At 38.6% G+C, this 26494-nt stretch carries 22 protein-coding genes; 14 read left to right on the plus strand and 8 right to left on the minus strand.

The genetic code is table 11. The features are described 5' to 3' along the window. Nucleotides 1–45: 45 nt before the first annotated feature. On the plus strand, nucleotides 46–837 hold the full coding sequence (locus LG329_RS13200; RefSeq protein WP_404451277.1) for an HAD family hydrolase: 792 nt from the start codon (nucleotides 46–48) through the stop codon (nucleotides 835–837). Between the two features lie 214 nt (nucleotides 838–1051). Here the strand turns inward: LG329_RS13200 and serA are convergent, their stop codons facing one another. Beyond that, nucleotides 1052–2638: a phosphoglycerate dehydrogenase gene (gene serA / locus LG329_RS13205; protein WP_404451278.1), complete on the minus strand. Its 1587-nt coding sequence runs from the start codon at nucleotides 2636–2638 to the stop codon at nucleotides 1052–1054. A 63-nt stretch (nucleotides 2639–2701) separates the two neighbouring features. Next, complete coding sequence (locus LG329_RS13210) at nucleotides 2702–3856, minus strand: pyridoxal-phosphate-dependent aminotransferase family protein (protein ID WP_404451279.1); 1155 nt, start codon at nucleotides 3854–3856, stop codon at nucleotides 2702–2704. Between the two features lie 388 nt (nucleotides 3857–4244). Here LG329_RS13210 and ilvD point away from each other — a divergent pair, with 388 nt between their 5' ends. From ilvD to ilvA, 9 genes are all read left to right on the plus strand, one after another. After that, entirely contained in the window at nucleotides 4245–5924 is a 1680-nt protein-coding gene (gene ilvD / locus LG329_RS13215) for a dihydroxy-acid dehydratase (protein WP_404451280.1), read from the plus strand. 710 nt (nucleotides 5925–6634) lie between these two features. Further along, complete coding sequence (gene ilvB, locus LG329_RS13220) at nucleotides 6635–8332, plus strand: biosynthetic-type acetolactate synthase large subunit (RefSeq protein WP_404456665.1); 1698 nt, start codon at nucleotides 6635–6637, stop codon at nucleotides 8330–8332. Then, complete coding sequence (gene ilvN / locus LG329_RS13225) at nucleotides 8329–8847, plus strand: acetolactate synthase small subunit (protein ID WP_404451281.1); 519 nt, start codon at nucleotides 8329–8331, stop codon at nucleotides 8845–8847. The genes ilvB and ilvN overlap by 4 nt, the downstream gene beginning before the upstream one ends. Before the next feature lie 422 nt (nucleotides 8848–9269). Further along, nucleotides 9270–10304 (plus strand): ketol-acid reductoisomerase, encoded by a 1035-nt coding sequence (ilvC, locus tag LG329_RS13230; protein WP_404451282.1) that lies wholly within the window; start codon nucleotides 9270–9272, stop codon nucleotides 10302–10304. Next, entirely contained in the window at nucleotides 10291–11841 is a 1551-nt protein-coding gene (locus LG329_RS13235) for a 2-isopropylmalate synthase (protein WP_404451283.1), read from the plus strand. Before ilvC ends, LG329_RS13235 begins: the two co-directional genes overlap by 14 nt. A gap of 102 nt (nucleotides 11842–11943) precedes the next feature. Beyond that, nucleotides 11944–13050 (plus strand): 3-isopropylmalate dehydrogenase, encoded by a 1107-nt coding sequence (gene leuB / locus LG329_RS13240; RefSeq protein ID WP_404451285.1) that lies wholly within the window; start codon nucleotides 11944–11946, stop codon nucleotides 13048–13050. Between the two features lie 18 nt (nucleotides 13051–13068). After that, nucleotides 13069–14475, plus strand: a complete 1407-nt coding sequence (gene leuC / locus LG329_RS13245) for a 3-isopropylmalate dehydratase large subunit (RefSeq protein ID WP_404451286.1) — start codon at nucleotides 13069–13071, stop codon at nucleotides 14473–14475. A gap of 13 nt (nucleotides 14476–14488) precedes the next feature. After that, the gene (gene leuD, locus LG329_RS13250) at nucleotides 14489–15064 is read left to right on the plus strand and encodes a 3-isopropylmalate dehydratase small subunit (protein ID WP_404451287.1); all 576 of its coding nucleotides are present in this window, start codon (nucleotides 14489–14491) and stop codon (nucleotides 15062–15064) included. Nucleotides 15065–15205: 141 nt separating this feature from the next. Beyond that, the gene (ilvA, locus tag LG329_RS13255) at nucleotides 15206–16153 is read left to right on the plus strand and encodes a threonine ammonia-lyase (protein WP_404451288.1); all 948 of its coding nucleotides are present in this window, start codon (nucleotides 15206–15208) and stop codon (nucleotides 16151–16153) included. A 69-nt stretch (nucleotides 16154–16222) separates the two neighbouring features. Here ilvA and LG329_RS13260 read toward each other — a convergent pair whose 3' ends face one another. The 6 genes from LG329_RS13260 to LG329_RS13285 form a co-directional block, all read right to left on the minus strand. Further along, nucleotides 16223–16990: a 2-keto-4-pentenoate hydratase gene (locus LG329_RS13260; RefSeq protein ID WP_404451289.1), complete on the minus strand. Its 768-nt coding sequence runs from the start codon at nucleotides 16988–16990 to the stop codon at nucleotides 16223–16225. A 184-nt stretch (nucleotides 16991–17174) separates the two neighbouring features. After that, on the minus strand, nucleotides 17175–17933 hold the full coding sequence (locus LG329_RS13265; RefSeq protein WP_404451290.1) for a sporulation protein: 759 nt from the start codon (nucleotides 17931–17933) through the stop codon (nucleotides 17175–17177). A gap of 77 nt (nucleotides 17934–18010) precedes the next feature. Next, nucleotides 18011–18280 (minus strand): hypothetical protein, encoded by a 270-nt coding sequence (locus LG329_RS13270; RefSeq protein WP_404451291.1) that lies wholly within the window; start codon nucleotides 18278–18280, stop codon nucleotides 18011–18013. Between the two features lie 179 nt (nucleotides 18281–18459). Further along, nucleotides 18460–18939 carry a hypothetical protein gene (locus LG329_RS13275; RefSeq protein ID WP_404451292.1) on the minus strand — a complete coding sequence of 160 codons (480 nt, stop codon included), beginning with the start codon at nucleotides 18937–18939 and terminating at the stop codon, nucleotides 18460–18462. A gap of 10 nt (nucleotides 18940–18949) precedes the next feature. After that, on the minus strand, nucleotides 18950–19957 hold the full coding sequence (locus LG329_RS13280; protein WP_404451293.1) for a DUF3231 family protein: 1008 nt from the start codon (nucleotides 19955–19957) through the stop codon (nucleotides 18950–18952). Nucleotides 19958–19973: 16 nt separating this feature from the next. Continuing rightward, complete coding sequence (locus tag LG329_RS13285; RefSeq protein ID WP_404451294.1) at nucleotides 19974–20984, minus strand: DUF3231 family protein; 1011 nt, start codon at nucleotides 20982–20984, stop codon at nucleotides 19974–19976. 307 nt (nucleotides 20985–21291) lie between these two features. Here LG329_RS13285 and LG329_RS13290 point away from each other — a divergent pair, with 307 nt between their 5' ends. The 4 genes from LG329_RS13290 to LG329_RS13305 all read left to right on the plus strand — a co-directional run bounded on the left by LG329_RS13290 (nucleotide 21292) and on the right by LG329_RS13305 (nucleotide 26351). Continuing rightward, on the plus strand, nucleotides 21292–22401 hold the full coding sequence (locus LG329_RS13290; RefSeq protein WP_404451295.1) for an endospore germination permease: 1110 nt from the start codon (nucleotides 21292–21294) through the stop codon (nucleotides 22399–22401). A gap of 131 nt (nucleotides 22402–22532) precedes the next feature. Then, nucleotides 22533–24068 (plus strand): spore germination protein, encoded by a 1536-nt coding sequence (locus LG329_RS13295; RefSeq protein ID WP_404451296.1) that lies wholly within the window; start codon nucleotides 22533–22535, stop codon nucleotides 24066–24068. After that, nucleotides 24068–25177, plus strand: coding sequence for an endospore germination permease (locus LG329_RS13300; protein WP_404451297.1), 1110 nt, complete (start codon nucleotides 24068–24070; stop codon nucleotides 25175–25177). The genes LG329_RS13295 and LG329_RS13300 overlap by 1 nt, the downstream gene beginning before the upstream one ends. After that, entirely contained in the window at nucleotides 25167–26351 is a 1185-nt protein-coding gene (locus tag LG329_RS13305) for a Ger(x)C family spore germination protein (protein WP_404451298.1), read from the plus strand. The genes LG329_RS13300 and LG329_RS13305 overlap by 11 nt, the downstream gene beginning before the upstream one ends. Nucleotides 26352–26494 lie beyond the last annotated feature (143 nt).

The following is a 26494-nucleotide window of genomic DNA, read 5'->3' on the forward strand; positions in this document are numbered from 1 at the left end:
TTCATATTTGTTTTAGTAAAAAGGTTTTGGAAGGAAGACGAGTTGATGATTAAAGCAATTCTATTTGACTTAGATGACACCCTGTTGTGGGATGAAAAAAGTGTAAAAGAAGCTTTTAAGGCTACTTGCGAACTTGCCAAGGCGAAGTATGCGATCAATCCTGAAATGTTAGAAGAAAGGGTACGGGAAAATGCGCGAAAGTTATACGCTTCCTATGAGACATACCCGTTTACGCAGATGATTGGAATAAATCCTTTTGAGGGACTTTGGGGTAATTTTTTCGATGAAGGTGAAGATTTTCGTAAAATGAAAAAAGTGGTTCCAACTTATCGAAAAGAAGCTTGGACAAAAGGGTTAAGTGATGTAGGGGTTAATGATTCTGAATTCGGAAATGAGCTAGCAGAAACATTTCCGATCGAACGTAAAAGAAATGCTTATATTTATAAGGAAACCTTTACCGTCCTGGAGCAGCTTAAAGGAAAATATCAATTATTATTGCTCACGAATGGTTCTCCTGCTCTACAACACACAAAATTGAATATAACACCAGAACTCAAGCCGTATTTTGATCATGTTGTGATTTCAGGTGGTTTTGGAAAAGGAAAGCCAGATCCGGCTATTTTTGAGCATGCACTTGAGCTTCTCTCTGTAAAGAGGGATGAAGCAGTGATGGTGGGAGATAATTTGATGACAGATATTCTTGGTGCATCCAGGGTGGGAATAACATCCATATGGGTGAATCGTCATGATAAAGCAAAAAGTGAAGTCATACCGACCTATGAAATAGCACACCTTAATGAGCTTTTACCGATTGTTGAAGAGATTGATCGTTCGTGAAAATATAGTGAAAGCACACAGCCGATGCTGTGTGCTTTTTATAGGGAATTTAATCGGCGGATAAATTATCATATCGGCCGATATATTTTGATATTGGCGGTTATTTTTCAATATTGGCAGTTATATTTTAAAAATGGCGGTTAAAGCCACTTCGACATAGATAGCTTTACCCATGTTTGACGTGCAGAAAAACCCTCACTGACCGAATTCTTACTTATAAATCTATTGCTGTTACGTCAAAAATTTCGTTCAAAGCTTTTAACTCTTCTAATCCGTCATTTTCTAAATGTTTGTCAATTTTGAGCATCATGATGGCTTCTCCGCCTTCATTTGATCGATCCACCTGCATTGTTGCAATATTGATGTTATGTCGTGCTAATAGACTTCCCATTCTACCAATTACACCTGGTTGGTCTTTATGATGAATGACTACTATATGGCCTTCTGGAGTAACATCAACACTATAATTGTCCACTTTCACTATTCTCGGACCTAAGCCGTTTAATAGAGTTCCTGATACGCGCCTCTTGCCTGACTTTGTTTTTATCTCCACTGTAAGTAGATTGGTAAAGCCCCTCGCCCTGGAGGTTTTATTTTCGTTCACTGTTATTCCTTTTCTTTCGGCTAGATAAAGGGCATTCACATCGTTTACATGGTCACCCAGGTGGCGCTTTAGTATTCCTTTTACCGTATTTCTGGTCAAGGGTGCTACGTCTACTTCTGATAAGGTACCAGAGTACGAGATGTTTACCTCTTCAACTACTTCTTGCGTAGAATCAATAAGAAACAATCCCAGCTTTTCTGCCATATTAAAATACGGTTCAATCCTGTTCATAATATCCTTTGGTACGGATGGAAGATTAACGGGATTTTGTACTAATCCCCCTGACAAAAAGCTGACGACATCGTGGCTGACATCAACAGCAACACTTTCCTGGGCCTCAAATGTGCTTGCTCCTAGGTGAGGAGTAGCGATCACTTCGGGTAATTCCAATAGTTTATTGTCGTGAAAGGGTTCTTCCTCAAAAACGTCCAGTGCAGCACCAGCTACCTTTTTGGAGATAATAGCATCGTATAATGCTTCCTCATCGATGATTCCTCCCCGGGCACAATTAATAATTTGCACACCTGTTTTCATGAGCTGGAATGCTTCGGAATTAATCAAATGCCTCGTTTCCTTCAACAAAGGAGTATGTACCGTAATGAAGTCTGCTTTTGTTAATACCTCCTCGATTGTACCGTAGCCAATTCCCATTTTATCCGCTTTTTCTTCGGTTAAAAAAGGGTCATATGCAATGACGTTCATCCGTTGTCCTTTCGCTCGGACAGTAACTTCTGTACCAATTCTACCCAAACCTATAACGCCTAGTGTTTTGTTCTTTAATTCAACGCCTACATACTTTTTTCGATCCCATTTGTGGTTTTTTAGGGCATGGTAGGCCTGTGGTATGTTTCTGGATAAAGACATGATCATGGCCATCGTGTGTTCGGCTGCAGAATTGGTATTTCCGTTGGGTGCATTGACTACGATGATTCCATGCTCTGTCGCTGCATCAAGGTCAATATTATCAACCCCAACACCAGCACGGCCGATAATTTTTAACCTAGAAGCTTTGCTGATGATTTCGCGTGTTACCTGGGTCTGGCTTCTTACCAATAAGGCATCGAACTCTTCAATTCGGTCAGCTAATTCTTCTGGGATCAAATCTGTGTCGATTACAATTTTCATATTTTCAGCATTCTGAAGTGGTTGTATACCTTCCTCGCTAAGTGGATCACTTATTAAAATATTAAACGCCATTAGTCAACCTCCTGTGATTAGAAAAACGCATCACGCATCTCGTGTATAGTAATTCTTCCATTGTTAAAAATTCAGGTGCAAATATGCTTCTTGAGCTGCCCGAGTTCCTGAACCAAGTTCAATCGGATTACCTATTTTTTTTAAGCCAATTTCAATTATACTTACAATTTGCAGCACATCTGCTGGCGAACAATAACCCATATGTCCAATACGAAAAATTTCGCCCTTCATATGCTGTTGTCCACCGGCCACAGCTAAGCCAAAATCTTCTTTTAGTATTTTTCTTAAATCCTCTGCTTGAAAATCTACCGGTTTAATTGCTGTTACGGTTGGGGAAGCAGCACGATCACTAGTAAGTAAAGGGATGTCCAGTCCGCTGAAAGCCGCTCTGGTCATTTTCGTCATTAACTGATGACGTGCGTATACCTGTTCTAGACCTTCTTCATCTAAAAGTTTAAGAACTTGCTCTAACCCAAACAAGAGTGACACAGCTGGAGTAAAGGGGGTAGAATCTTTTACTAAATTATCTCGATACTTTTTTAAATCTAAGTAGAAACGCGGTTGCTCGTTCTCCTCGATAACTTTCCAAGCCCGTTCACTTGCTGCAACAAAGGTTAAACCAGGAGGGAGCATCATAGCTTTTTGCGAGCCAGTCACCAATACGTCAATTCCCCATTCATCCATTTCTGTTTCAACAGCCCCAACACAAGAAACACCATCAACAACCACTAAAGCATCAGAGTTTTGGTGAACAACTTGCGCCAGCTCTTGAACTGGATTTAGTACACCCGTCGAAGTCTCGCAATAGGTAGAAAAGACAACTTTAATTTCTGGATGCTCTATAAGGTATTTTTTTATATTGTCGGGAGATATAGCTGCTCCCCAATCGACATCATACCGATGCGTTTTGATTCCATAAGCATTACATATTTTGACAAAACGATCGCCAAACGCACCTGTTACGATAATTAACACTTCATCTCCAGGCTTAACAGTGTTAACAACAGCTGTTTCCAATCCAGATGTCCCGCTCCCGGTAATAATCAGGACATCTTGCTCCGTTCCGAATATTGGCTTTAGTTTGGGCTTAATCCTATGTAACAAATCTTTCGTTTCCTGACCTCTATGTCCAATCATGGGTTGACTCATTGCCCGCTGTACACTTGGAGGAATTGGACTAGGGCCAGGAATACGTAGTAACTGGTGATCTGGTAGCATGATTGTATCTCCTTTTCCGAAGGGGGAACAGGTCACGTTCTGCAGATGCCTGACACCACCCAGAATTTGTTATAGTTGTATGTAAAAAAATACTTCTGCTTGGCTCATCATCTTTCGCTGATAGAGTTGAATTTTATTTAGCATAGCAGGTCTGTATTAGTTGTCAATATATACTGTGAATATTTTGAAAGTATTGTAAACGCTTAACCGACTAAGGATATTGACTTTTTATTATTACTCCGAAAAATTCACAAAATTCTAAGGAAACAGTATTAGATAAACTTCGCTATTCGTTATAGCTAATGCCGAGTTTGTCTTAAAAAAATAAATACATTGAACAATAAGAAAATTAGTCATATAATTGTTCGAAAGAAAGGTGGGATCCTAGATGAAAAAAGATTTACGTATAAAAAGTAATGTGTTTGAGGGGACTATGAAGGCTCCGAACCGTGCCATGCTTAGAGCGGTTGGCGTTTCTGACGAAGATTTTAAGAAACCAATGATTGGTATTGCAAGTACTTGGAGCGAGGTCACACCTTGTAATATACATATTGATGATTTAGCGATTAATGCAAAGGAAGGCGCACGTGAAGCAGGTGGGGTACCGCTAATATTTAATACGATAACTGTTTCAGATGGTATTTCTATGGGGACACAGGGAATGCGTTACTCACTTCCAAGCCGGGATGTAATTGCTGATTCGATTGAAACAGTGGTAGGTGCAGAAAACTTGGATGGCTTTGTTGCCATTGGTGCCTGTGATAAGAATATTCCTGGTTGTATGATTGCGATTGCGAACGCCGAAGTTCCAGCTGTTTTTGTTTACGGTGGGACAATTGCACCTGGTTCTCACAATGGCAAAGACATCGATATTGTATCTGTGTTCGAGGGTGTAGGTAAACATAATAATGGCGATATAAATGACGGTGAATTAAGGTCAATTGAATGCAGTGCATGTCCAGGTGCTGGAGCTTGTGGAGGCATGTACACGGCGAATACAATGGCATCAGCAGTTGAAGCTATGGGAATGAGTTTGCCCGGAAGTTCATCCAATCCAGCAGAATCAAGCGACAAATCAGCTGATTGTGTTGAAGCGGGTCAAGCTGTTTATCAGTTACTTGAAGAAGGTATTTATCCGAAAGATATCATGACGAAGGAAGCTTTTGAAAATGCGATCACGGTTGTAATGGCACTTGGAGGATCTACGAATGCTATCCTTCATTTGTTGTCCATTGCTCATGCAATTGAAGTTGATTTATCGATCGATGACTTTAATCGGATTCAAGAAAAAACGCCACATCTTGCTGATTTAAAACCGAGTGGTAAATTTGTTATGCAAGACCTTCACCGCGTCGGAGGAGTTCAGGCTGTTATGAAACTTCTTTATGAGGCAGGCTATCTTCATGGAGACTGTTTAACTGTAACAGGAAAAACTGTTGCTGAGAATTTAGCAGAGGCACCGTCACTTGAGGATGGTCAAAAAATAATTATGCCATTCGATAATCCTAAACGGGCGGACGGGCCATTAATTGTTTTAAAAGGTAATTTAGCGCCAAGTGGTGCAGTAGCGAAAGTTTCGGGCGTGAAAGTAAAACGCCATACTGGCCCAGCACGTGTATTTAACACGGAAAAGGAAGCGACTGCGGCTGTTATGGATAATAAGATTAATGATGGTGATGTGTTGGTCATTCGCTATGTTGGACCAAAAGGTGGTCCGGGAATGCCTGAAATGCTGTCGATTTCGGCTATATTGGTTGGAAAAGGATTGGATGAAAAGGTTGCCTTATTGACCGATGGCAGATTCTCAGGAGGAACACATGGATTAGTTGTTGGTCACCTTGCACCAGAAGCACAAGTTGGTGGTCCAATTGCATTATTAAAAGAAGGCGATAGCGTTACAATTGATTCTAGTGAAAAAGTAATATCTTTCGATGTTTCGGAAGAAGAATTGGAAATCCGTCGTAAAGATTGGGTTGCCCCAGCACTTTACAAAAAAGGTATTTTAGGAAAATATGCACATAATGTTTCCTGCTCATCAAAAGGTGCTGTAACAGACTTTTTAGACTAATTGATTATAAAAAATAACTCCGGTTACATACTGGAGTTATTTTTTTGTGGAAACTTTCATACACATAGCGAAATAAGATCCTAACATGATTTGAAATGTCTTGAAAATGTAATATTATTTTTTAATTTACAACTTTCCTTAAGCTATAGCCAATGTAAGCGTATTCAACTGTTTTGATTAATCTAAAGTATCAAAAAACTTTCAAAAAACCTGTTGACCGTTCCTTAAAAAAGTTATATGATTGTCGGCAATATCAAAAAACTTAAACAACTCGAAAGGAAAGAAATTCGAGGGAACGAAAAGTGTAAGTACAATTATTGAAATTTTGAAAATTAATATGATTAACTCGATGACGGGAAAAAAGGAACATGTTACATGTATTTACAGAGAGCTAGGGTTGCTGGAAGCCTAGTAATACATATTGTTCTGACATCATCCCTGAGTGCTAAGTTGAACGGACTTCTCTAATTAGACTTAGCCAGGTGCATTGACGTGTACCTGTTATCCATGCAGGCTGATTGTTAGCCTCAAAAGGTAGTATTCGTAAGAGTGCTATAAACCTGGGTGGTACCGTGAAAAGATAACTCTTTTCTCCCCAATAATTCTGGAAATATGCAGATTTATGGGAGAGAAGGGTCTTTTTTTATTAGTTTTTAATTTAGTTTTAATAAAAGGAGGTATAAAAAGTGAAAGTAGAGCTAAAGCATGAAATGAAAGGTACGAAAGATTTGACAACCGGTGCGGATCTACTAATTGAAACATTAGTTGATGCGGGAGTAGATACGTTATTTGGTTATCCAGGTGGAGCTGTCTTACCGATTTATGATGCGTTGTATCGCAAGAAAACTCCTTTTAAACATATACTTTCCCGACATGAACAAGGTTCTATTCATGCAGCGGAAGGGTATGCACGTGTTACTGGAAAACCTGGTGTGGTACTCGCAACCTCAGGTCCTGGGGCGACCAATTTAATTACTGGAATAACGGATGCAATGATGGATTCCTTGCCATTGGTAGTATTTACTGGTCAAGTAGCAAATAGCGTAATTGGAACAGACGCATTTCAAGAAGCGGATGTGATGGGGATCACTACCCCAATTACGAAATACAATTATCAGGTGAAAAACTTATCGGAATTACCAAGGGTAGTAAAAGAGGCGTTTCATATTGCTTCAACTGGACGGCCCGGACCAGTTGTTGTTGATATTCCAAAAAACATATCGGCAGAGGTTTCCTTGGAGAAATTTGAAAATGATTTTTATTTACCCGGATATCAACCGACTAAAATACCTAACCCATTACAGATTGTTAAGCTTGCTGAAGCTTTAAGTCGTTCAAAAAAACCATTACTACTAGCGGGTGCAGGGGTGTTATTTGCAAAAGGATCTGAAGAGCTGAAAGATTTCGCTGAAAAGTATCAGCTCCCAGTGGTAAATACTTTGCTCGGATTAGGAAGTTTTCCAGGGTCAAATTCACTTTCTTTAGGAATGGCTGGCATGCATGGAACGTACGCAGCAAATATGGCAATTTATGAATGTGATTTGTTAATAAACATCGGTGCAAGATTTGATGATCGTCTAACTGGTAACTTAGAACATTTTGCACCACACGCGAAGGTTGCCCATATTGATATTGACCCAGCGGAAATCGGGAAAAATATTTCAACCAATATTCCCGTTGTGGCCGATGCAAAAGAGGCATTACTGGCTTTATTAAAAAGCTCGATTGAAATTCCTGATCATCAAATGTGGAGTGAAAAATTACAGAGTAATAAAACAAACTATCCACTTTGGTACGACAGATCAAATGAAGTTGTTTCTCCTCAATGGTTACTTGAACAGGTTTATCGTGTGTCAGAGGGAGAAGCGATTGTTACAACAGACGTTGGACAGCATCAGATGTGGGCAGCGCAGTACTATACATTTGATAAACCACATCGATGGGTAACATCTGGGGGACTTGGAACAATGGGATTTGGTTTTCCAGCTGCAATTGGCGCTCAACTTGGCGCCCCACAGGATCTAGTTGTTTCTGTTGTTGGTGATGGTGGGTTTCAAATGACTTTTCAGGAGTTAGCCGTTATTAAAGAACGGAATCTCCCAGTTAAAGTAATTATTGTTAATAACCAGGCGCTTGGGATGGTGAGGCAGTGGCAGGAAAGTTTTTATGAAGAAAGGTATTCGGAATCTATTTTTCCAACAAATCCTGATTTTGTAAAGCTTGCCGAAAGCTATGGAATTCGTGGATTAAAAGTTGAAGATGAGGCTGATGTAGTTGGAATTCTGGAGGACGTATTTGCCTATAATGGTCCCGTTGTTGTAGATTGCCGTGTTGTTCAACTATCAAGTGTTTATCCGATGATTGCCCCTGGTAAAGGGATTCATGAAATGATAGGGGTGACAAAATGAAGCGCATTATAACGGCAACTGTTCAAGATCGAAGTGGGGTTCTTAATCGGATTACCGGAATGTTGCATAAGCGTCAGTTCAACATCGACAGCATTTCTGTCGGAAATTCAGAAACAGAAGGGCTGTCCAAAATGACATTTGTTGTGGATGTCAGTGACCATCAAAAGTTAGAGCAACTGACAAAACAATTAAACAAGCAAATTGATGTAATAAAGGTATCGGATATAACGGATAAGGCAATCGTTGCACGGGAGTTAGCACTTATCAAGGTCGGTGGCAGTGGTCATTTCCATGCGGAAATTCAAGGGATAATAGCACCGTTTCGAGCATCAGTAATAGATGTTAGCAAGGACAGCCTAACGATACAAATAACAGGTAAACCAGATAAAATTGAAGCTTTAATTTTATTGCTTAGACCATACGGGATCAAGGAACTGACCAGAACCGGTATTACAGCATTTTTAAGAGGAAAACAGCCCCACCATGTTACCGAGATAAACTCATCATCAGTTTAGAACATGAGTTAGCTATGTTAGATCTGTAGTACTGATAATGGAACCAAGTTACTTAGGCAGCCGCAGCCCGTATACACTAGGTTTTCCGCGGGCGGCTGGTATAATATTTGCCAATAACAGCATTCGTTAGTTGGAGGAATTGTCCAAAAATTCTTACGTAAATAGCTTTACCAGTCCAGGTGAGAGGAGGGCGGTGACTCCTGCGGGAACAGCACGTGTCCGAAGACCCCGCAGAGTGGTTTTCTCGAGGAGGCTGAGGCCGTGCCCGCGGAAAGCATCCGCCCGGAGCGATCCTGGACGGCAGCAATAGCACATGTCTTTGGAAATAAACCTAAAGTTACGTCGTAGTTTATTGATTTTGTGGTAGAAATAAAATTTTATAGAAAATCGCCAAAATAAAAAATACGGAGAGGAAGTTTATTATGTCAAAAGTACTTTATGAAAAGGATATTCAAAAAGAGGTTTTGCAAGAGAAGAAAATTGCGGTTGTAGGTTATGGATCACAAGGGCATGCACATGCATTGAATCTTCGTGAGAGTGGTTACGATGTAGTTGTCGGACTTAGACCTGGTAAATCACAGGAAAAAGCAGAAGATGACGGTTTTACAGTTTTATCAGTAGCTGAAGCTGTAAGTGAAGCAGAAGTAGTAATGGTGCTTTTACCAGATGAACTTCAACCCTCTGTCTATCATGAAAGTATCAAGCCCAATTTAAAAGCAGGTAATGCGATTGCTTTTGCCCATGGATTTAATGTTCATTTTAATCAAATCGTCCCTCCGTCAGATGTGGATGTATTCCTTGTAGCACCAAAGGGTCCTGGACATTTAGTGCGTCGGACTTATGAGGAAGGTGCAGGAGTTCCCGCATTGTATGGCGTTTATCAAGATGTTACTGGAAATGCGAAGGAGTTGAGCCTTGCATATTCACAAGGAATTGGTGCAGCTAGAGCAGGTGTCCTTGAAACAAGTTTTCAAGAAGAAACGGAAACCGATTTGTTTGGAGAGCAAGCCGTACTATGCGGTGGGGTTACAAGTTTAATTAAAGCAGGCTTTGAAACTTTAACAGAAGCTGGCTACCAGCCGGAAGTAGCTTACTTCGAATGTATGCATGAAATGAAGCTAATTGTTGATTTGTTATATGAGGGTGGACTCGAAAACATGCGTTATTCAGTATCAGATACAGCGCAATGGGGAGATTTTGTATCTGGACCTCGTGTAATCAACAATGAAACAAAAGATCGTATGAAAGAAATCCTTGCAGATGTGCAATCAGGTGAATTTGCAAAAGGATGGATCCTAGAAAATCAAGCCAACCGTCCTAAATTCAATGCTACTAATGCTAGAGAAAATCAACATCAAATTGAAAAAGTAGGAAGGGAGTTACGTGAGTTAATGCCTTTTGTAAAACAACCATTAAAATCTAAACAAAAGGATGTGAAAGTACATGTCCCAAATTAAGATTTTCGATACAACGTTAAGAGACGGTGAGCAATCACCTGGAGTTAATCTAAATCAACTAGAAAAATTGGAAATCGCAAAACAGCTCGAACGCTTTGGTGTAGACAGAATGGAGGCAGGCTTTCCTGCTTCCTCCAAAGGAGATTTTAATGCTGTAAAAACGATAGCAGATACAATAAAAGATACCTCTGTTACAGGATTGGCCAGAACAGTGAAGTCGGATGTTGATACTGCATGGGAAGCGTTAAAAGGTGCTGCAGAACCACGCTTACATCTTTTTTTGGCAACATCACCAATTCACATGACCTATAAGTTGAAGAAGACACCAGAGCAAGTTATTGATACTGCAGTAGATATGGTTCAATATGCGAGGCAAAAGTTTCCGCAAGTTGAATGGTCTGCAGAAGATGCAACAAGGTCTGATTGGAACTTTCTAGCACAAATTATCGAAAAGGTAATTGACGCAGGTGCAACAGTTATCAATCTACCTGATACGGTTGGGTATACTACACCAGTCGAATATGGAAAATTGTTCCGATTTATTAAAGAAACCGTACCAAACATTGATCGTGTTAGCCTCTCTTGTCATTGTCATAATGACCTAGGTATGGCCGTAGCTAATTCGATTGCTGCAGTGGAAAATGGTGCAACACAAGTGGAAGGGACAATTAATGGAATTGGTGAACGAGCTGGAAATGCTTCGCTTGAGGAGATTGCGGTAGCATTAAAAATTCGTTCTGATTACTACCCATTTACTACCAATTTAAGATTGAATGAGATTAAACGGACGAGTGACCTTGTCTCAAAATTAACTGGTATGTATGTGCAAGCAAATAAGGCAATCACTGGCCGCAATGCATTTGCACATGAAGCGGGTATCCATCAAGACGGGGTATTGAAAAATAAAGCTACCTATGAAATTATCACACCGGAAATGGTTGGTGTAACGTCAAACACATTATTCCTAGGAAAGCATTCTGGGCGTCATGCATTCAAAAACAAAGTAGAAGAACTTGGGTATGAACTTTCTGAAGAAAAAATTAAGGAAGCTTTCAATCTATTTAAGCTATTAACAGATCGCAAAAAAGAAGTTACAGATGATGACTTATTTACAATTTTAACAGAAATACAAACAGACACAGCTTCCGTTAATAAATACAAGTTGGAAATGTTCCAGGTGCAATATGGAACAGCAAATATACCAACTGCTACTGTGTTGTTGAAAACACCTGAGGGAGAAACGGTGCAAACGGCTTGTACTGGCCAAGGTAGTGTAGAAGCCTTGTACAAAACGTTAGATTCATTAATAACAGAGGAACTTCAGCTAGTAGATTACCAGCTTAATTCGGTTGGTCGTGGGAAAGATGCCCTCGCAGAATCACATGTGCAGCTTGTTATTAATGGGGTACCAATGAACGGCAGAGGAACGGCCCAGGATGTGATTGAGGCTTCCGCAAATGCATTTTTAAATGCGGTGAATCGCTATATTGTTCAGCAGGAAACTTCCAAAAAGAAACAGGTAGGAACAAAATCGTAAGCGCCTGCGTAGCGACAAAGGGGTCATATCTGTAGTTCAGTTAGCATAGATTAAGATTTTGTAAAAGAAGTAAAATCACAAAACAATTGAGGAGGGGAGATTATGAATAAACAAATTATTCTACTTCCAGGTGATGGTGTAGGAAAAGAAATTATGGAATCGGCGAAAATCGTATTAAATACGGTAGCTAGTGAGTTTGGTCATAGTTTTGCATTTCATCAGCATGCTATCGGTGGTGATGCCATTGATCAATTTGGTACACCTTTACCAGAAGATACCATTAAAGCATGTCAACAGGCAGATGCCATTTTGTTGGGTGCTGTAGGAGGGAATAAATGGGACTCCCTTCCAGGACATATGCGACCAGAAAAAGGCTTACTAGGGATTCGAAAAAACCTGGGACTGTTTGCCAATCTGCGTCCAGTTAAAGGCTTTGCTTCTTTACTCCATGCTTCCCCATTGAAAGAAGATGTAATTAAAGGTAGTGATATTTTAATCATTCGTGAGCTTACGGGAGGGCTTTATTTTGGTAAGCCAAGTGAACGTATCGCGAATGGGGATGCTGTTGTAGATACACTCTCCTATCATCGTAGCGAAATGGAACGTATTATTGAAAAAGCTTTTCAAAGTGCCCGATTAAGGAACAAACACTTAACATCGGTTGATAAAGCGAATGTCCTAGAATCAAGTCGACTTTGGCGTGAAATTGTTAACGAAAAAAGTAAAGATTATCCAGATGTGAAAGTAGAGCATTTACTTGTTGATGCCGCAGCAATGAAGCTTATTACTCAGCCTAACAGTTTTGATGTAATGGTTACTGAAAATTTATTCGGTGATATTTTAAGTGATGAGGCTTCTGTGTTAACAGGGTCACTCGGAATGCTACCGTCAGCAAGTATACGCTCAGATGGTGTTGGACTATATGAACCTGTACATGGGTCAGCCCCTGACATTGCGGGTAAAGGAATTGCTAATCCATTAGGCATGATCCTGTCTGTAGCATTAATGCTTAAGCACTCGTTTCAATTGGAAGAAGAAGCAGCTCAAATTGAGGATGCTGTAAATGAATGTCTAGAACAAGGTTATCATACACCGGATCTGCATATTAAGAATGGTAAGCTGGTGACCACGAAGGAAATGACAGAACTTGTAGTGGAAAACTTAACAACAAAAAGTGTTTCAAACAGCATTTGTAGTATGTATGTCTAAGTGTAGGGGTGTGATGAAATGGTAAAAGCTGAAACAATCATTACTAAAATTTGGAATAAACATATTGTCCACGCGGAAGCAGGAACACCGGATTTACTCTATATTGATTTGCATTTAGTTCATGAAGTAACCTCTCCTCAAGCATTTGAGGGGTTACGATTGAACAATCGAAAAGTACGACGCCCAGACCTAACCTATGCAACGATGGATCATAATGTTCCGACACGAGATCGGGAAGTTATTAAGGATCAAGTTTCCCAAAAACAAATGGAAACATTGAAAAAGAATTGTGTAGAGAATGGTATTACGTTAGCTGATATGTATCATCCAGACCAAGGAATTGTTCATGTAATTGGTCCGGAGCTTGGATTAACACAACCAGGAAAAACAATAGTTTGTGGAGATAGTCATACATCCACACATGGGGCATTCGGTGCACTCGCTTTTGGAATCGGTACAAGTGAAGTTGAGCATGTATTGGCTACCCAATCATTATGGCAGGAACGTCCAAAAACATTAAATGTACAGGTGGAAGGCGATCTAGGAACAGGGGTAACAGCTAAAGACTTAATCTTAGCTGTAATTGCAAAGTTTGGTGTACGCTTCGGAACTGGATATGTGATGGAATATACGGGCGAAGCGATTCGGAACTTATCTATTGAAGAGCGCATGACCGTTTGTAACATGTCAATTGAAGCAGGTGCCAGGGCTGGATTAATTAGTCCTGATGAGAAAACCATTGATTATCTAAAGGGCAGAGCCCATGTGCCAGAGGGCGATGCGTTTACAAAACTAGCTGATGAGTGGCTGGATCTCGCAACCGACGATGGTGCAACCTACGATAAAACAGTAACAATCAGAGCAGAGGAAATTGAACCACAAGTATCATGGGGTACAAATCCTGGTATGTGTGTACCAATTAGCGGGAGTACACCAGATTTAAATCAAGTAGATTATAAGGAAGATGTCGGGCGGGCATTGGAATATATGGGGCTGGAAGAAAATCAGCCAATTACATCGATTGAGATTGACCATGTATTTATTGGATCTTGCACAAATTCACGATTAAGCGATTTACAAAAAGCAGCGTCAGTTGTTGAAGGAAAGCAAGTTAACAAAAAAGTGAGAGCGATTGTCGTGCCTGGTTCATTCAGTATAAAAATGCAGGCTGAAAAAGAAGGATTGGATAAAACATTTACGGATGCCGGTTTTGAATGGCGTGAAGCTGGATGTAGCATGTGCTTAGCTATGAATGATGATATTGTTCCACCAGGTGGAAGATGTGCATCAACATCCAATCGGAATTTTGAGGGAAGACAAGGAAACGGATCACGCACACATTTAGTTAGTCCCGAAATGGCGGCAGCTGCTGCAATAGAAGGTCGCTTTGTGGATGTTCGTCAAATTGCAGGAGTGCTTAATTAGGAGGTGATATGTAATGGAAGCTATCAAAAAGCATAAGGGACTTGTTTATCCGTTAAATCGAACAAATGTTGATACAGATCAAATTATACCAAAGCAATTTTTAAAACGAATCGAACGAACCGGGTTTGGTCAATTTTTATTTTACCATTGGCGTTTTGACGATGAAGGCAATAAGCGAACTGAATTTAGTTTAAATAAAGAAGCCTATAACGATGCTTCAATATTATTAGCAGGCGAAAATTTCGGTTGCGGTTCCTCTAGGGAGCATGCACCATGGGCGCTGTTGGACTATGGTTTTAAAGTTGTAATAGCACCTAGCTTCGCGGATATATTTTATAATAATGCATTGAAAAACGGGATTATCCCAGTTCAAATGGAGCAAACACAAGTAAATCAATGGATGCAGCAAGCAGAAGAATCAACATTTGTAATAACTGTAGATTTAGAAGATCAATATATTGTTGATGCCAATCAAAATATAGTGCATTTTGATATCCCAGCATATCACAAGGAAAAATTGTTAAATGGTTGGGATGAAATAGCTTTAACATTGAAGCACCAGGATAAGATTAGCGCATATGAAATGTAGGGGGGTGCCTGTCACTTCCCGAATTTTGTTGTAATTTGTCGAAAAACGAGAGGTTACTGCATATGAAAAAGCTTAAACTATTAAAATGAGGAGAGTGAGTTAATTGGGGATTGCTTAACAGGTGAAACAGTTCATACTGCCATGGAGCGTTTAGCTCCTATCGTACACCGTACACCATTAATAACATCCGAGACAACAAATAAATTAGTTGGAAAGCACGTCTATTTTAAGATGGAAAACCAACAAAAAACTGGAGCATTTAAGTACAGAGGTGCAAGCTTTAAGCTCATGCAATTATCAAACGATCAATTAAAAAAAGGTGTTATAACTGCTTCAGCCGGAAATCATGCACAAGGAGTCGCCCATGCTGCCGCAAAATTAGGCACAAAAGCAACTATATTTATGGCAGAACAAACACCACTGGCAAAAGTAAACGCAACAAGAGCATATGGAGCAGACGTTGTTCTTAAAGGGGAAAGTTTTCAAGAAGCATATGAAGCTTCGTTAAAAAAACAACTTCAAAGTGGGGCAACCTATATTCATCCATTTGATGATTATGATGTTATGGCTGGCCAGGGCACAATTTCAATGGAAATGCTGAGGCAAGAAGATCGTATCGATACAATTATTGTACCAATTGGCGGTGGTGGCCTCATTAGCGGTATAGCAGTTGCTGCTAAACATGTGAACCGTAATATGAAGGTTATAGGAGTTCAGGCAAGTGGAGCGTCAGCTATGTATGAAAGCTACCATAATAATAGAGTGAAGAACCTTAAATCAGTATCCACAATTGCGGAGGGTATAGCGGTTAAACAGCCTGGAAAACACACCTTACCACTTATAAATAAATATGTAGATGACATCCTAACAGTTACGGATGAAGAAATTGCTTCTGCGATCGTATATATGCTTGAGCGTAATAAGACGTTAGTAGAGGGTGCTGGTGCTGCAGCATTAGCAGCGTTATTCACTCATAACAAGAAAATTAAATCTAGGCATTGTGGTGTAATTGTTAGTGGTGGAAATCTGGATATAGGAGCCCTTCCAAAAATTCAGCGTTTAGCTGGAAAGTTGCACTACACGGCTTAGTGGATTAAGTAAATGGAAAAACCCCTGAACTCTAAAAGAGCGCAGGGGTTTTTAAAAAGTGATAGTCGCTTACACTACATCAAGACTTACTTCACCAATACTGTCAAAACGTACTTCATATTTCCCTTTCTGAAGCTTGTTAGGCAAAATAAATGTACCGGAAGATATAATCATCCCTTTTTCAATCATACGTCCACTTTTAGCAAGCTCATCGATAAGCCATTTAATCGAATGAACAGGGTTACCAAGGACTTCGGATGAAGAACCAGTGGCGATTGATTCTCCGTCTAACAGTAATTCAGCTTTTATATTTTCTAATTGATTATAGGATAAGTCTTGTACAGGGGTTCCAATTACAATTTTTCCTGCCACAGCACTATCTGCAATAACCTGACCTAAAGTTAGCTTTGGAAACCAGTCTTTAAAGCGTGAATCGGGAATTTCAAGTCCTGGTGCGATGCTCATTTTTTGCAAAATCGATTGCTCATTATCTGCAGGAGATAACTCTTCCTTAGCGATAAACATTAATTCGATTTCAATTAAAGGTGAAAGCATTGTATCCAACTCAATCGTTCCATCGGAAAGACTCGTTTGTGTTAAAGCACCATAAAGTGGTGTTGTTGAATTAAATAGTTGTTGCGTTTCCCCACTCGTCAAGCTTATTTTATATCCAATGAGCTTGTCCTCTTTAACGTTTGCCTTCTTCTCGGTAATTAGATGTTGAACCTCATAAGCAGCTAATTTACCAATCTCCTCATGAATGCTTTGCTTGGAAATGGGTTGATTTTGGTCGTACGCATTGTATAAAGTTTCAACCAGATTTGCAGTGTTTTTCATCGATGAACCGCCTTTCTAAAATAGGTATGCTCTTGTACCTATTATAAAGGTGATGATCGAGTTGTGCTACCAGGTTAGGTATACACATTATTTATTTACTATAAATTTCAACCTTTTAGTGAAAAATCACATAAAAAAAGACTCCAGTCTAAACTGGAGTCACAAATCCTGAATATTCATATACTTAACTGAACTGACCGATTGTATTTCGCAATTGAGTTGCAACTGAAGAAGTGCCTGCATTAATCTCATCATTAGTGAATACTATTTTCACAAAGTTTTCATCCATATCCAGCGCTTCTGCAAACAATCCGCCAAGTCCTTTGGCACGACGATCAACCTGAAGGATAACTTCTAAACGACTTTCATTTAAAAAGAACATAGCTTCCAGCTCATCAAGGTCCCTGCGAAACTCATTTCCTGGTAAAAATTCAAATTCCTGTACATAATTATAACGTCTTGAATATTCCATTTCGACTTTACGCATACGAAAGCCAAGTTCATTGGTTAAGGCATCTATCACAACGTTCATGTTACGGTGTGGCTTTACATTGATATAGTCTCTATCATTCGGGTCGATTGCGTTTGGTACATCCACACCAGTCTGAATCCATACTTTTGTTTTACCTATTGTAGGTGGAGTATGTATAGGTAATGTAAATTGAAAATCTAATTCCTTATTTTCCCCAGCGTCGATTGTGAAGGAATTTCCTACAGTAAATGAATCTAGCTTCACCTTCTCATGTACTTTACTATCATTTACTTCACGTATTGCTTCAGTCATAACAAAAAGATTAATTTGATCTATTTCCTGCTCAGCGTTTCCACCTTGAATGACAACTTTCCCTCGAACTTCCTCGCCGGGTACAAGATATTCATTTTCCAGTTGTGTATCAACTTTTGCATTTCCGATGCCGACACTTGCTAACCACTTTTTTAACATAGCATTTCCTCCCCATATTAAGTTACTAACATAGCTAATATACGAAGAATGAATAAAAAAGTTTCACTAGAATAATATTATTTTTTTGAAGCCATATCTAGGATTACTGCTATTAATAGTACAACTACCCCCAGGATAAAAGACATCAGACCTAATAATCCAATTCCAATTCCTGTCCATTTACCAGTTAGAAGGCTTAGCGGTATCAGTACTACACCAGAAATTATGAGAATAATGGGAGGGAAGTATTTAACATATTTTCTCTTAGGAAAACCACTGTTTAGTAAAATAACTAAAACAATTGAAACTACTGCTAAACACCCGCCAATAAAAATAAAAAATTCCATAAAACCACTCCAACTATTAAGTTAATATTAAATTCATTTTACATAGGTGTATATATAGTTTATTGCCTTAATTTACTAAATAAAAACATATGTGGTCAAAAAAATATGCTTTGCAAAATGATGTTCATTCAGCAAAGCAATTGCACCAAAATCACGATAAATTAAGAATTTTTAAGGAGTTAGTTGTTGGTTATTTTAAGCAGTATCCATTTGATAATAAATCCAATCCCGATTCCAATTGGCAGAAAGATGATTGGGAGCCAAATAGGTCCTATTAATTTGCCCATAAAAGTAAACGTTGGTGAAAAAATTAAACCAACTGTTACAAAATAAGCAGAGAAAACAAATGGCAGAAAGGAATAGGGTTTATTTTCACCATCCGCGTCTTTATATGCATCCCATATAGCAAAAAAATACAGACAAGGATAAAACATCAGCCATAAATAATTTGTTTGATTGATGGTTTCTTCAATTTTCCCATTAAAACTTAATATGATGAGCTGGTTAAAGTTGGCCATCACATTCACTACAAATTCCAAAATAATAAGTACAATACCTTTTACATACCTTTTATTTAATAATTGACCAAACCCGGGTAATGCAACGCTCCATAGCAGTTTTTCTAATTTGTCTTTTGAAACTCCGGTTCCATTTTTCATTATGCCGGCCTTATTTGGCCAATTCCTTTCTGTCTGCAGCAATAGGTGGTTGCTCCATCCAATTGTTGTCAATCATGATTTTTGCACCATCATTAGAATACTTAGCTATTTCTGCCATTAAACGGGTATATTTCATACCTAAATCGTGTCTTGGACTTGAAGACATGGATAATCCGTATTGTCCAATTCCAAATCCAATAAGTGTTGTAATAAGAAACATCATTAACTTATCAGAAAACGGAGCTTTTGTTGAATTTGTTACCTCTGATGTAAGTATGATTCCATTAGATAGGTAGCTTTCATGTAAAATGGCTGTAAAAATTTCTTGGTGTTTTCCAGAAATTTCTCGACCTCTTTCGAAAAACTGCCTAACTTCCTTTAAGTTTGCTACTTGGCTAAACCCGGTTATTATTGCTTGTCCTAATGCGTTCCGATTTGCATTATATACGAGGTGTGAAATTTCAATTCCAAGTAATGGTCTTCGTTCACCAAACCACCCAGCCAAATAACTTCGATTGTTCACAAAATCGATTTGATCAGGCTTTGGAATATGTGGGGAACGTATATAAATTCCTTTTTCTTTCGCTAATTCCATCGTATTTTTATGAAGTTCTTGTGCATCACTTAATGTCCTTGTGTAATAGTCAATTACATCTTTTCGTTCAGAAAGTGATAAGGCGAGGCCGCGGGCAAGTAATGTAAACTTACTCATACTCAAAATAAAATCAAGGTAAAGTTTATCTGTAAACAGACGTGGTGCATCCAGATTTACATCTTTGTCTGTAAATCCTTGTGGTACAGGGTAATTTTCATTAATGAAAAGTGATGTTGTTTCATCATTATGTTTTTGTGTGAGTGATAACGCTAATTCCAGGACTGACTGAATTTGAGTATCTTCTATGTTTGAAAGAAAATATTTTATTCCACAAATCATCATCGTATCAACTTGATAAGATCCCCAAAGGCTGGAAATCTCAGACGATGTTAACTGGACATGGTTATGCTCAGTGTTTTCCATACAACTATTCCTTTCGTTATTTAGATTTTGCTAATTCATCGCGATCAATCATACGAGGTGGTTCTTCCATCCATTCGTTTTCAATCATTAGGTTGGCACCATCTTCAGAGTACAAACCAATTTCCGCACTCAATCGTGTGTAGTTTGCTGCAATATCCCTTCTTATACCTGCAGAGATACTAATTCCGTAAAAACCGATACTAAGCCCGATCATGCCAGTAACATGAAACATGATAAGTTTGTCGGAAAAAGGGGAGACTTTCATACTATCCGTTACCATTGAGTCAGAGCCCATTGGCGTTGGAACTTGTGAATCCTCTAAAACAGAGTTAAACACTTTTACATGCTTTTTGGCTATTTGGATTCCTCTTAATAAATACTCCTTAACATCTTTTGTTTGTACTACCTGGCTGAAACCAGTTAGTGTAGCAATTCCCAGGCTATTTCGTTGCATATTCGAGAATAGATGGGCAATTTCCGTAGCCATTAATGGTCTTCGTTCACCAAACCATCCTCTTAAAAAGCTTTGTTTTTTTACAAAATCCACTTCATTTGGTGTCGGAATATATGGTGGACGGGCATACAACCCTTTTGTTAGTGAAATCAATGTAGCCTTTTGGTGAAGTTCGTTATACTTACGTAATCCGTCTGAAAAAAATAAGTAAATATCTTCTCGAGTCGCTACGGTTACAGATGCGGCAAAGGAGTAGATTCCTAAAGACCCAAGCTGAAAAACATATTGCAAACAATAATTGTCAGAATATAGTCGAGGTGCGTCAACATTTACATCTTGATCTGTGAAACCAATAGGAACTGGCTTGTTTTCCTTCTCAAAAATGGCTTTCAGGTCCGTTAATTGTGACTGCGTTAAATCAAGGGCATTTTGAATAACCGGGCGTATTTCATTATCCTCTACTATATTTATAAAATACTTCAAAACCTTCGATGTTATGCTGGCATTCATATATGCGCCCCATATTTGCGATAGTTCCGAAGACGTTAAATCTATATTTTGATCCATTGCCATGTATCGTTTCCTCCCGGGTGTAATTTTTTTATTAGTTTGTCATAAATAACTTCACTTATACATCAGGTTTTTGTATAAAAAATACTGGCAATGGGAAAAAGTAAGGAAGCAATAAAGCTATTATATTTACAGCTTGAAAGAAGCGTACATCTTCTTAGATGTACGCTATTGTAACGTTTTGGAATTTTTTCAGTTGCCGGGGGATGTACGATGAACAAATGAATGGAACGTTGTTTAGAGCTTTTCATTATTTTTGCAAAATCAAGGGATTGATCATACACCAGCGAATAAAGGGGATATAAAGTTAATGAAAAGCTTTGAATATGGGGATGAAAAAATTAGCGATAGAGAAATCATGATTACTGTGCCCTCCTATGTGATTGGTGTAGTAATACTTACATTACCAAGGGACCTTGCAGCAGCTACTACCTCTGCTGATGGATGGATAGCTATACTCGGTGTCGGGTTATTTGCGGTTCTCTTTATATGGTTGCTGGCTAAACTGATGATTGGATTTCCAAATCAATCTTTCTTTACATTTGCATCTAGTATTTTTTCAAAGCCAGTAGCCATTGTTACTTTCTTATTGTTTGCAGTTATATGGTTAAATGTCACGGCAATTGAGGTTCGTCAAATTGCTGATATTTCAAAACTATATTTGCTTGATAAAACTCCTGTTGAGTTAATTGGACTTTGTTTTCTTCTTGTAGTAGTTTATGCTGTTTCAGGTTCCAGGGCAGGTTTGTTTCGATTAAACATGTTATTTTTACCTATTATTCTCTTTGTTACGCTAATTGTTTTAGTATTCAATATAGGGGAATTTGACCCAAATCAATTGTTGCCAATGTTTAAAACGGATAGTCAGGGATATCTAGAGGGGATGTACACAGGAATGACCATCTACTCAGGATTTATTATTGTTTTATTTTATGTTGGACTAGTAGATCATCCTAAGAAAACTCCTAAAAAGGCAGCGATTGGCATGTGTATACCGCTTGTATTGTATTTGATGCTTTATATTCTTTGTATTGGTGTTTTAGGTAATTCAGTAACAGCTAATCTACTTTACCCAACGATAGAGCTCGCAAAGAGTGTAGAAATACCAGGCGGATTTTTTGGGAGATTTGAGTCCATCTTTTTTGTAATCTGGATTATGGCTATTTTTAATACGACTACGATGGCATTTGATGTCGCGGTACTCTCACTTAGCTCTATTTTTAAGCATACAAAAAAAATCAAAATAATCTTCATATTAGCACCGATTGTATATAGCATAAGTATGCTACCGCAAGATAAATTGGAGTTAACTTCTTTTGGGTCAATTGTTTTTAATACGGCATTAATTTATAGCCTTTTCATTCCGTTAATGCTATTTGTTGTTGCTAAATTAAGGGGAGTGAAGCGGGTTAATAAATAGAAGATTCTATTTGTTTATCATTTTACTCATTTGTCTTTTCATTCTTATACGGTCAACCTGGTTCTGTATAAATAACACGGAATATGGGCAAAAGAAGGGAAGCAATCAACCGTTCAATTGAGGTGAATAAAATGAAACGGATTAAAAAGCAGAAATCAAAAAATACAGAAGAAGATTTCTCTATAGAGCTAGTAAAAGAGCTCGATAAGAACTTAGATAATCTAAAAAACATGTTGGATAAACCAAATGATTTAGTCATAAGGGAATTTACGGTTCGTGGTACTAACCATAAGTGTGCTGTTGTTTTTATTGATGGCTTGATAGATACGAACTTAGTAAATAATAATATCTTAAAAAATGTACAGATAGTAAACGAGCGAAAACAACTTCCTGATGACGTAACTGAGCTATTAGACGAAATTCATCGGGAGATTATATCCATATGTGATCTCAAAAAGGCTAAAACTTTGGACGATATTTCAAATGCTCTCTTATATGGCAGCACGATCTTTTACTTGGATGGAATAGATCAAGTGTTAATTATGGATACAAAAGGGTGGGAAACTCGCGCAATTGAAGAACCAATGTCAGAGTCAGTAATCCGCGGGCCGCGAGAAGGTTTTGTTGAAAATATACGAACAAACATGGTCCTTATTCGCCGTCACATACAAGATCCCAACTTACACTTTAAAACGCATCATGTTGGGCGTCGTTCGAAAAGGGTACTTGTTGTAGGTTATCTAGGTGGTGTTATTCATCCGGACTTTTTGAAAGAGTTGAACCGTAGACTTGAATCAATTGATATGGATGATGCACCAGAATCAGGCTACATTGAACAATGGATTGAAGATAGTTTTCTGTCACCATTTCCACAACTGCTTAACACAGAACGACCTGACACGGCTGCGGCCGCCATTGTACAGGGGAAGGCTATAATAATGCTGGATGGTACGCCATTTGTATTGATTGCTCCTTTAACACTTGGTAATGCATTTCAGTCGCCAGAAGATTATTATGAACGGTGGACAATTGGATCAGCACTGAGGGTTTTACGTTACTTTGCTGCATTCATAGCCATGTTTTTGCCCTCATTATATATCGCTCTCGTTTCCTACCATCAGGGAATGATTCCTTCAGAATTGGCGTTTTCCATAGCAGCCACTAGAGATGGTGTACCCTTTCCACCATTTGTGGAAGCCATCTTAATGGCAATAACTATGGAATTATTACGGGAAGCAGGGGCACGGTTACCGAAAACAATTGGACAAACAATTGGTATAGTTGGTGGTTTGGTAATCGGAGAAGCCGCAGTTCTAGCTGGTATAGTAAGCCCGGTTATGGTTGTAGTAGTTGCTCTAACTGCGATTGCTTCATTTGCGCTACCTGCATATAGTGTTGCAATTTCTTTTCGGTTGGTACGCTTTTTCTTTATGTTCTCAGCCGCTGTTCTAGGGCTTTATGGTATTATCCTTGTTTACATTATGATTAACATTCATATTGTAAATCTTAAAAGTATGGGAGTGCCATTCTCTAGCCCATTTGCCCCTACATTTCTGAAGGATTGGAAGGACCTTGTGCTACGCGCCCCAATTCCTACTTTGACTAAGCGTCCAGGTTATTTGAAACCAAGTGATAATACATCGGCAAATAAAGGAGATACAAAGTAATGAAAAGCTTTGAATATGGTGATGAAAAAATTAGCGATAGAGAAATCATGTTTGCTGTACCTTCCATGGTGATTGGTGTTGGGATCCTTTCATTACCTAGGGATCTGGCGGCCGCAACTACCGCTTCAGATGGGGTTGTCGCGATCCTTGTTGGGGGTGGATTAGCGGTTCTCTTTACATGGTTATTGGCTAAGCTGACTATTCGGTTTCCAAATCAATCGTTCTTCACGTTTTCATCTACCATTCTTTCAAAACCAGTGGCAGTCGTTATATCGTTATTGTTTGCTGTGATTTGGTTAGGTATTACGGCATTTGAGGTCCGCAGAATTGCTGATGTATCTAAGCAATATTTATTTGACCGCACGCCTGTAGAGGTGATAGCACTTTGCTTTCTTCTTGTTGTTATTTATGCTGTTTCGGGATCAAGGGCAGGGTTATTTCGATTAAATATGATGTTTCTACCGATTATTCTTTTAATCGCTCTAGTTGTTTTTGTTTTTAATCTAGGATTCTTTGATCCAAACCAATTATTACCAATGTTTGAAACAGACTTTAAAGGTTACGTTAAGGGGGTTCATACAGGTTTATTATCATACCTGGGATTTGTGGTTGTTTTATTTTACATTGGACTAGTTGACAATCCTAAAAACGCTCCTAAAAAGGCTGCAATTGGGATGTGTATACCAGTTGTTTTGTATGTAATGCTTTTTCTTCTGTGTATAGGTGTATTTGGTCATTCAGTTACGGCTAATCTACTTTATCCAACCATTGAATTAGCTAAGGGAATTGAAATACCTGGAGGGTTTTTCGAGCGGTTTGAATCTGTCTTTTTTATTATTTGGATTATGGCCATCTTTAATACAACTGCAATGGCATTGGATATTGTTGTACTTTCACTCAACTCTATCTTTAATCATACGAAAAAAATCAAAGTTATTATTTTAGTAGCACCGATTGTATTTAGCGTTAGTATGTTTCCACAGGACTTAATTGAGGTGACCAAACTTGGATCAATTGTCAGTAATGTAGCATTTTCATACACCATTTTTATAGGGGTGTTTCTATTTGTTATTGCCAAGTTAAGGAAGGTGAAGCCGGTTGGAAAATAGAAAAGTCTATTTACTCATTGTTAGCTCATTTATCTTCCTATTAACCGGTTGTTGGGATCAAGTACCTATTGAAGAACGTGGTTTTGTAATTGGAACAACTGTTGATTTAGCAGATAAGCAAGAATCGGAGAACTATAATCTACATGCGACAAATCAGATAGTAATACCTGCTGGATTAGGGAGTGCTGGACAATCTGGAAGTAGCCCAACTGCATATACCAATTTGTCAGCAAAGGGCAAGAGCTTATTCGAAATTTCCAGGAAAATCTCCACTTTTACGAGTCGTGTACCATACTATGAACACTTAAAAGTGATAGCTGTATCGGAAGAGGTAGCGAAAGAACCTGGTCTCTTTGCTAGTATCATGGATGCATTTATTCGTGATCAGGAGATGCGTCGATCCATTAAGGTAATTATTTCGGAAGGTGAAGCACATCAAGTACTTGAAGTAAAAACAAAAACGGAAAAACTTCCCGCGATTTATATTAATTCAATTTTAGAACACAGTGCCAGATCCTTAGCGATAGTTGATGCGGTAAAAATGGGGGATATACATCAATTTCTCTTGGATCGCAGCAGTTATGCTATTCCAAGGGTTTTAGTTTCTGATAATAAAGTAAAGGATAATGGGGTGGCGGTATTTCAAGGTTATAACAATAAAATGGTTGGTGTACTTACCGGTAAGGAAGTAAAAGGACTAAACTTAATTAAAAAGAAAAATCAGGGTGGGATAATTGAGTTTGAAATTGACGATCACTTGATGATTTATGAAATTCAAAATACAAAAAGTTCCATAAAAATAGATGTTAAGGATAAAGATAACATAAATATATCCATCAAGATTGATGCAGAGGGCGATATAGCAGAGATGTTTGGAAGCAAGACCCTTTTAGAACCAAAAAGGTTTAAAGAAATTGAAAAGACTATTAGTAAAAAAATCGAAAAACTTGCCAATAAATCACTGGAGAAAGCACAAAAGGAACTAAATGCGGATATATTCGGATTTGATACAAGGTTAAAACAAAGACATTATGATAAATGGCAGAAAATAAAGGATGACTGGCAAAAGGGTGAAAACTTATTTGCCAATTGCACGATTACAGTATCGGCAGAAGCCATTGTACGGGCAACTGGCGCTGCAGATAAAACAAAGAATAAGGAAATGAGTGAATAGTGCATGTGGGAAAAAATACTTGGAAATATGCCGGAAAACTTTGTGATTTTTTGCACTGCCTTAGCATTTCTCGTCCCGTTTTGTATCTATAAAGTTAACAAAAATCTGCATAAATACGGTGATCCCCCATGGAAAAAGTCTGA

The sequence above is a fragment of the Virgibacillus necropolis genome, from assembly GCF_044793635.1.
Taxonomy (GTDB): Bacteria; Bacillota; Bacilli; order Bacillales; family Amphibacillaceae; genus Virgibacillus_F; species Virgibacillus_F necropolis_A.

Excerpts from the sequence above, each read along its gene's own strand:
- LG329_RS13200 (WP_404451277.1), top strand. The coding sequence starts at position 46 with ATGATTAAAGCAATTCTATTTGACTTAGATGACACCCTGTTGTGGGAT.
- serA (WP_404451278.1), bottom strand. The coding sequence starts at position 2,638 with ATGGCGTTTAATATTTTAATAAGTGATCCACTTAGCGAGGAAGGTATA.
- LG329_RS13210 (WP_404451279.1), bottom strand. The coding sequence starts at position 3,856 with ATGCTACCAGATCACCAGTTACTACGTATTCCTGGCCCTAGTCCAATT.
- ilvD (WP_404451280.1), top strand. The coding sequence starts at position 4,245 with ATGAAAAAAGATTTACGTATAAAAAGTAATGTGTTTGAGGGGACTATG.
- ilvB (WP_404456665.1), top strand. The coding sequence starts at position 6,635 with ATGAAAGGTACGAAAGATTTGACAACCGGTGCGGATCTACTAATTGAA.
- ilvN (WP_404451281.1), top strand. The coding sequence starts at position 8,329 with ATGAAGCGCATTATAACGGCAACTGTTCAAGATCGAAGTGGGGTTCTT.
- ilvC (WP_404451282.1), top strand. The coding sequence starts at position 9,270 with ATGTCAAAAGTACTTTATGAAAAGGATATTCAAAAAGAGGTTTTGCAA.
- LG329_RS13235 (WP_404451283.1), top strand. The coding sequence starts at position 10,291 with ATGTCCCAAATTAAGATTTTCGATACAACGTTAAGAGACGGTGAGCAA.
- leuB (WP_404451285.1), top strand. The coding sequence starts at position 11,944 with ATGAATAAACAAATTATTCTACTTCCAGGTGATGGTGTAGGAAAAGAA.
- leuC (WP_404451286.1), top strand. The coding sequence starts at position 13,069 with ATGGTAAAAGCTGAAACAATCATTACTAAAATTTGGAATAAACATATT.
- leuD (WP_404451287.1), top strand. The coding sequence starts at position 14,489 with ATGGAAGCTATCAAAAAGCATAAGGGACTTGTTTATCCGTTAAATCGA.
- ilvA (WP_404451288.1), top strand. The coding sequence starts at position 15,206 with ATGGAGCGTTTAGCTCCTATCGTACACCGTACACCATTAATAACATCC.
- LG329_RS13260 (WP_404451289.1), bottom strand. The coding sequence starts at position 16,990 with ATGAAAAACACTGCAAATCTGGTTGAAACTTTATACAATGCGTACGAC.
- LG329_RS13265 (WP_404451290.1), bottom strand. The coding sequence starts at position 17,933 with ATGTTAAAAAAGTGGTTAGCAAGTGTCGGCATCGGAAATGCAAAAGTT.
- LG329_RS13270 (WP_404451291.1), bottom strand. The coding sequence starts at position 18,280 with ATGGAATTTTTTATTTTTATTGGCGGGTGTTTAGCAGTAGTTTCAATT.
- LG329_RS13275 (WP_404451292.1), bottom strand. The coding sequence starts at position 18,939 with ATGAAAAATGGAACCGGAGTTTCAAAAGACAAATTAGAAAAACTGCTA.
- LG329_RS13280 (WP_404451293.1), bottom strand. The coding sequence starts at position 19,957 with ATGGAAAACACTGAGCATAACCATGTCCAGTTAACATCGTCTGAGATT.
- LG329_RS13285 (WP_404451294.1), bottom strand. The coding sequence starts at position 20,984 with ATGGCAATGGATCAAAATATAGATTTAACGTCTTCGGAACTATCGCAA.
- LG329_RS13290 (WP_404451295.1), top strand. The coding sequence starts at position 21,292 with ATGAAAAGCTTTGAATATGGGGATGAAAAAATTAGCGATAGAGAAATC.
- LG329_RS13295 (WP_404451296.1), top strand. The coding sequence starts at position 22,533 with ATGAAACGGATTAAAAAGCAGAAATCAAAAAATACAGAAGAAGATTTC.
- LG329_RS13300 (WP_404451297.1), top strand. The coding sequence starts at position 24,068 with ATGAAAAGCTTTGAATATGGTGATGAAAAAATTAGCGATAGAGAAATC.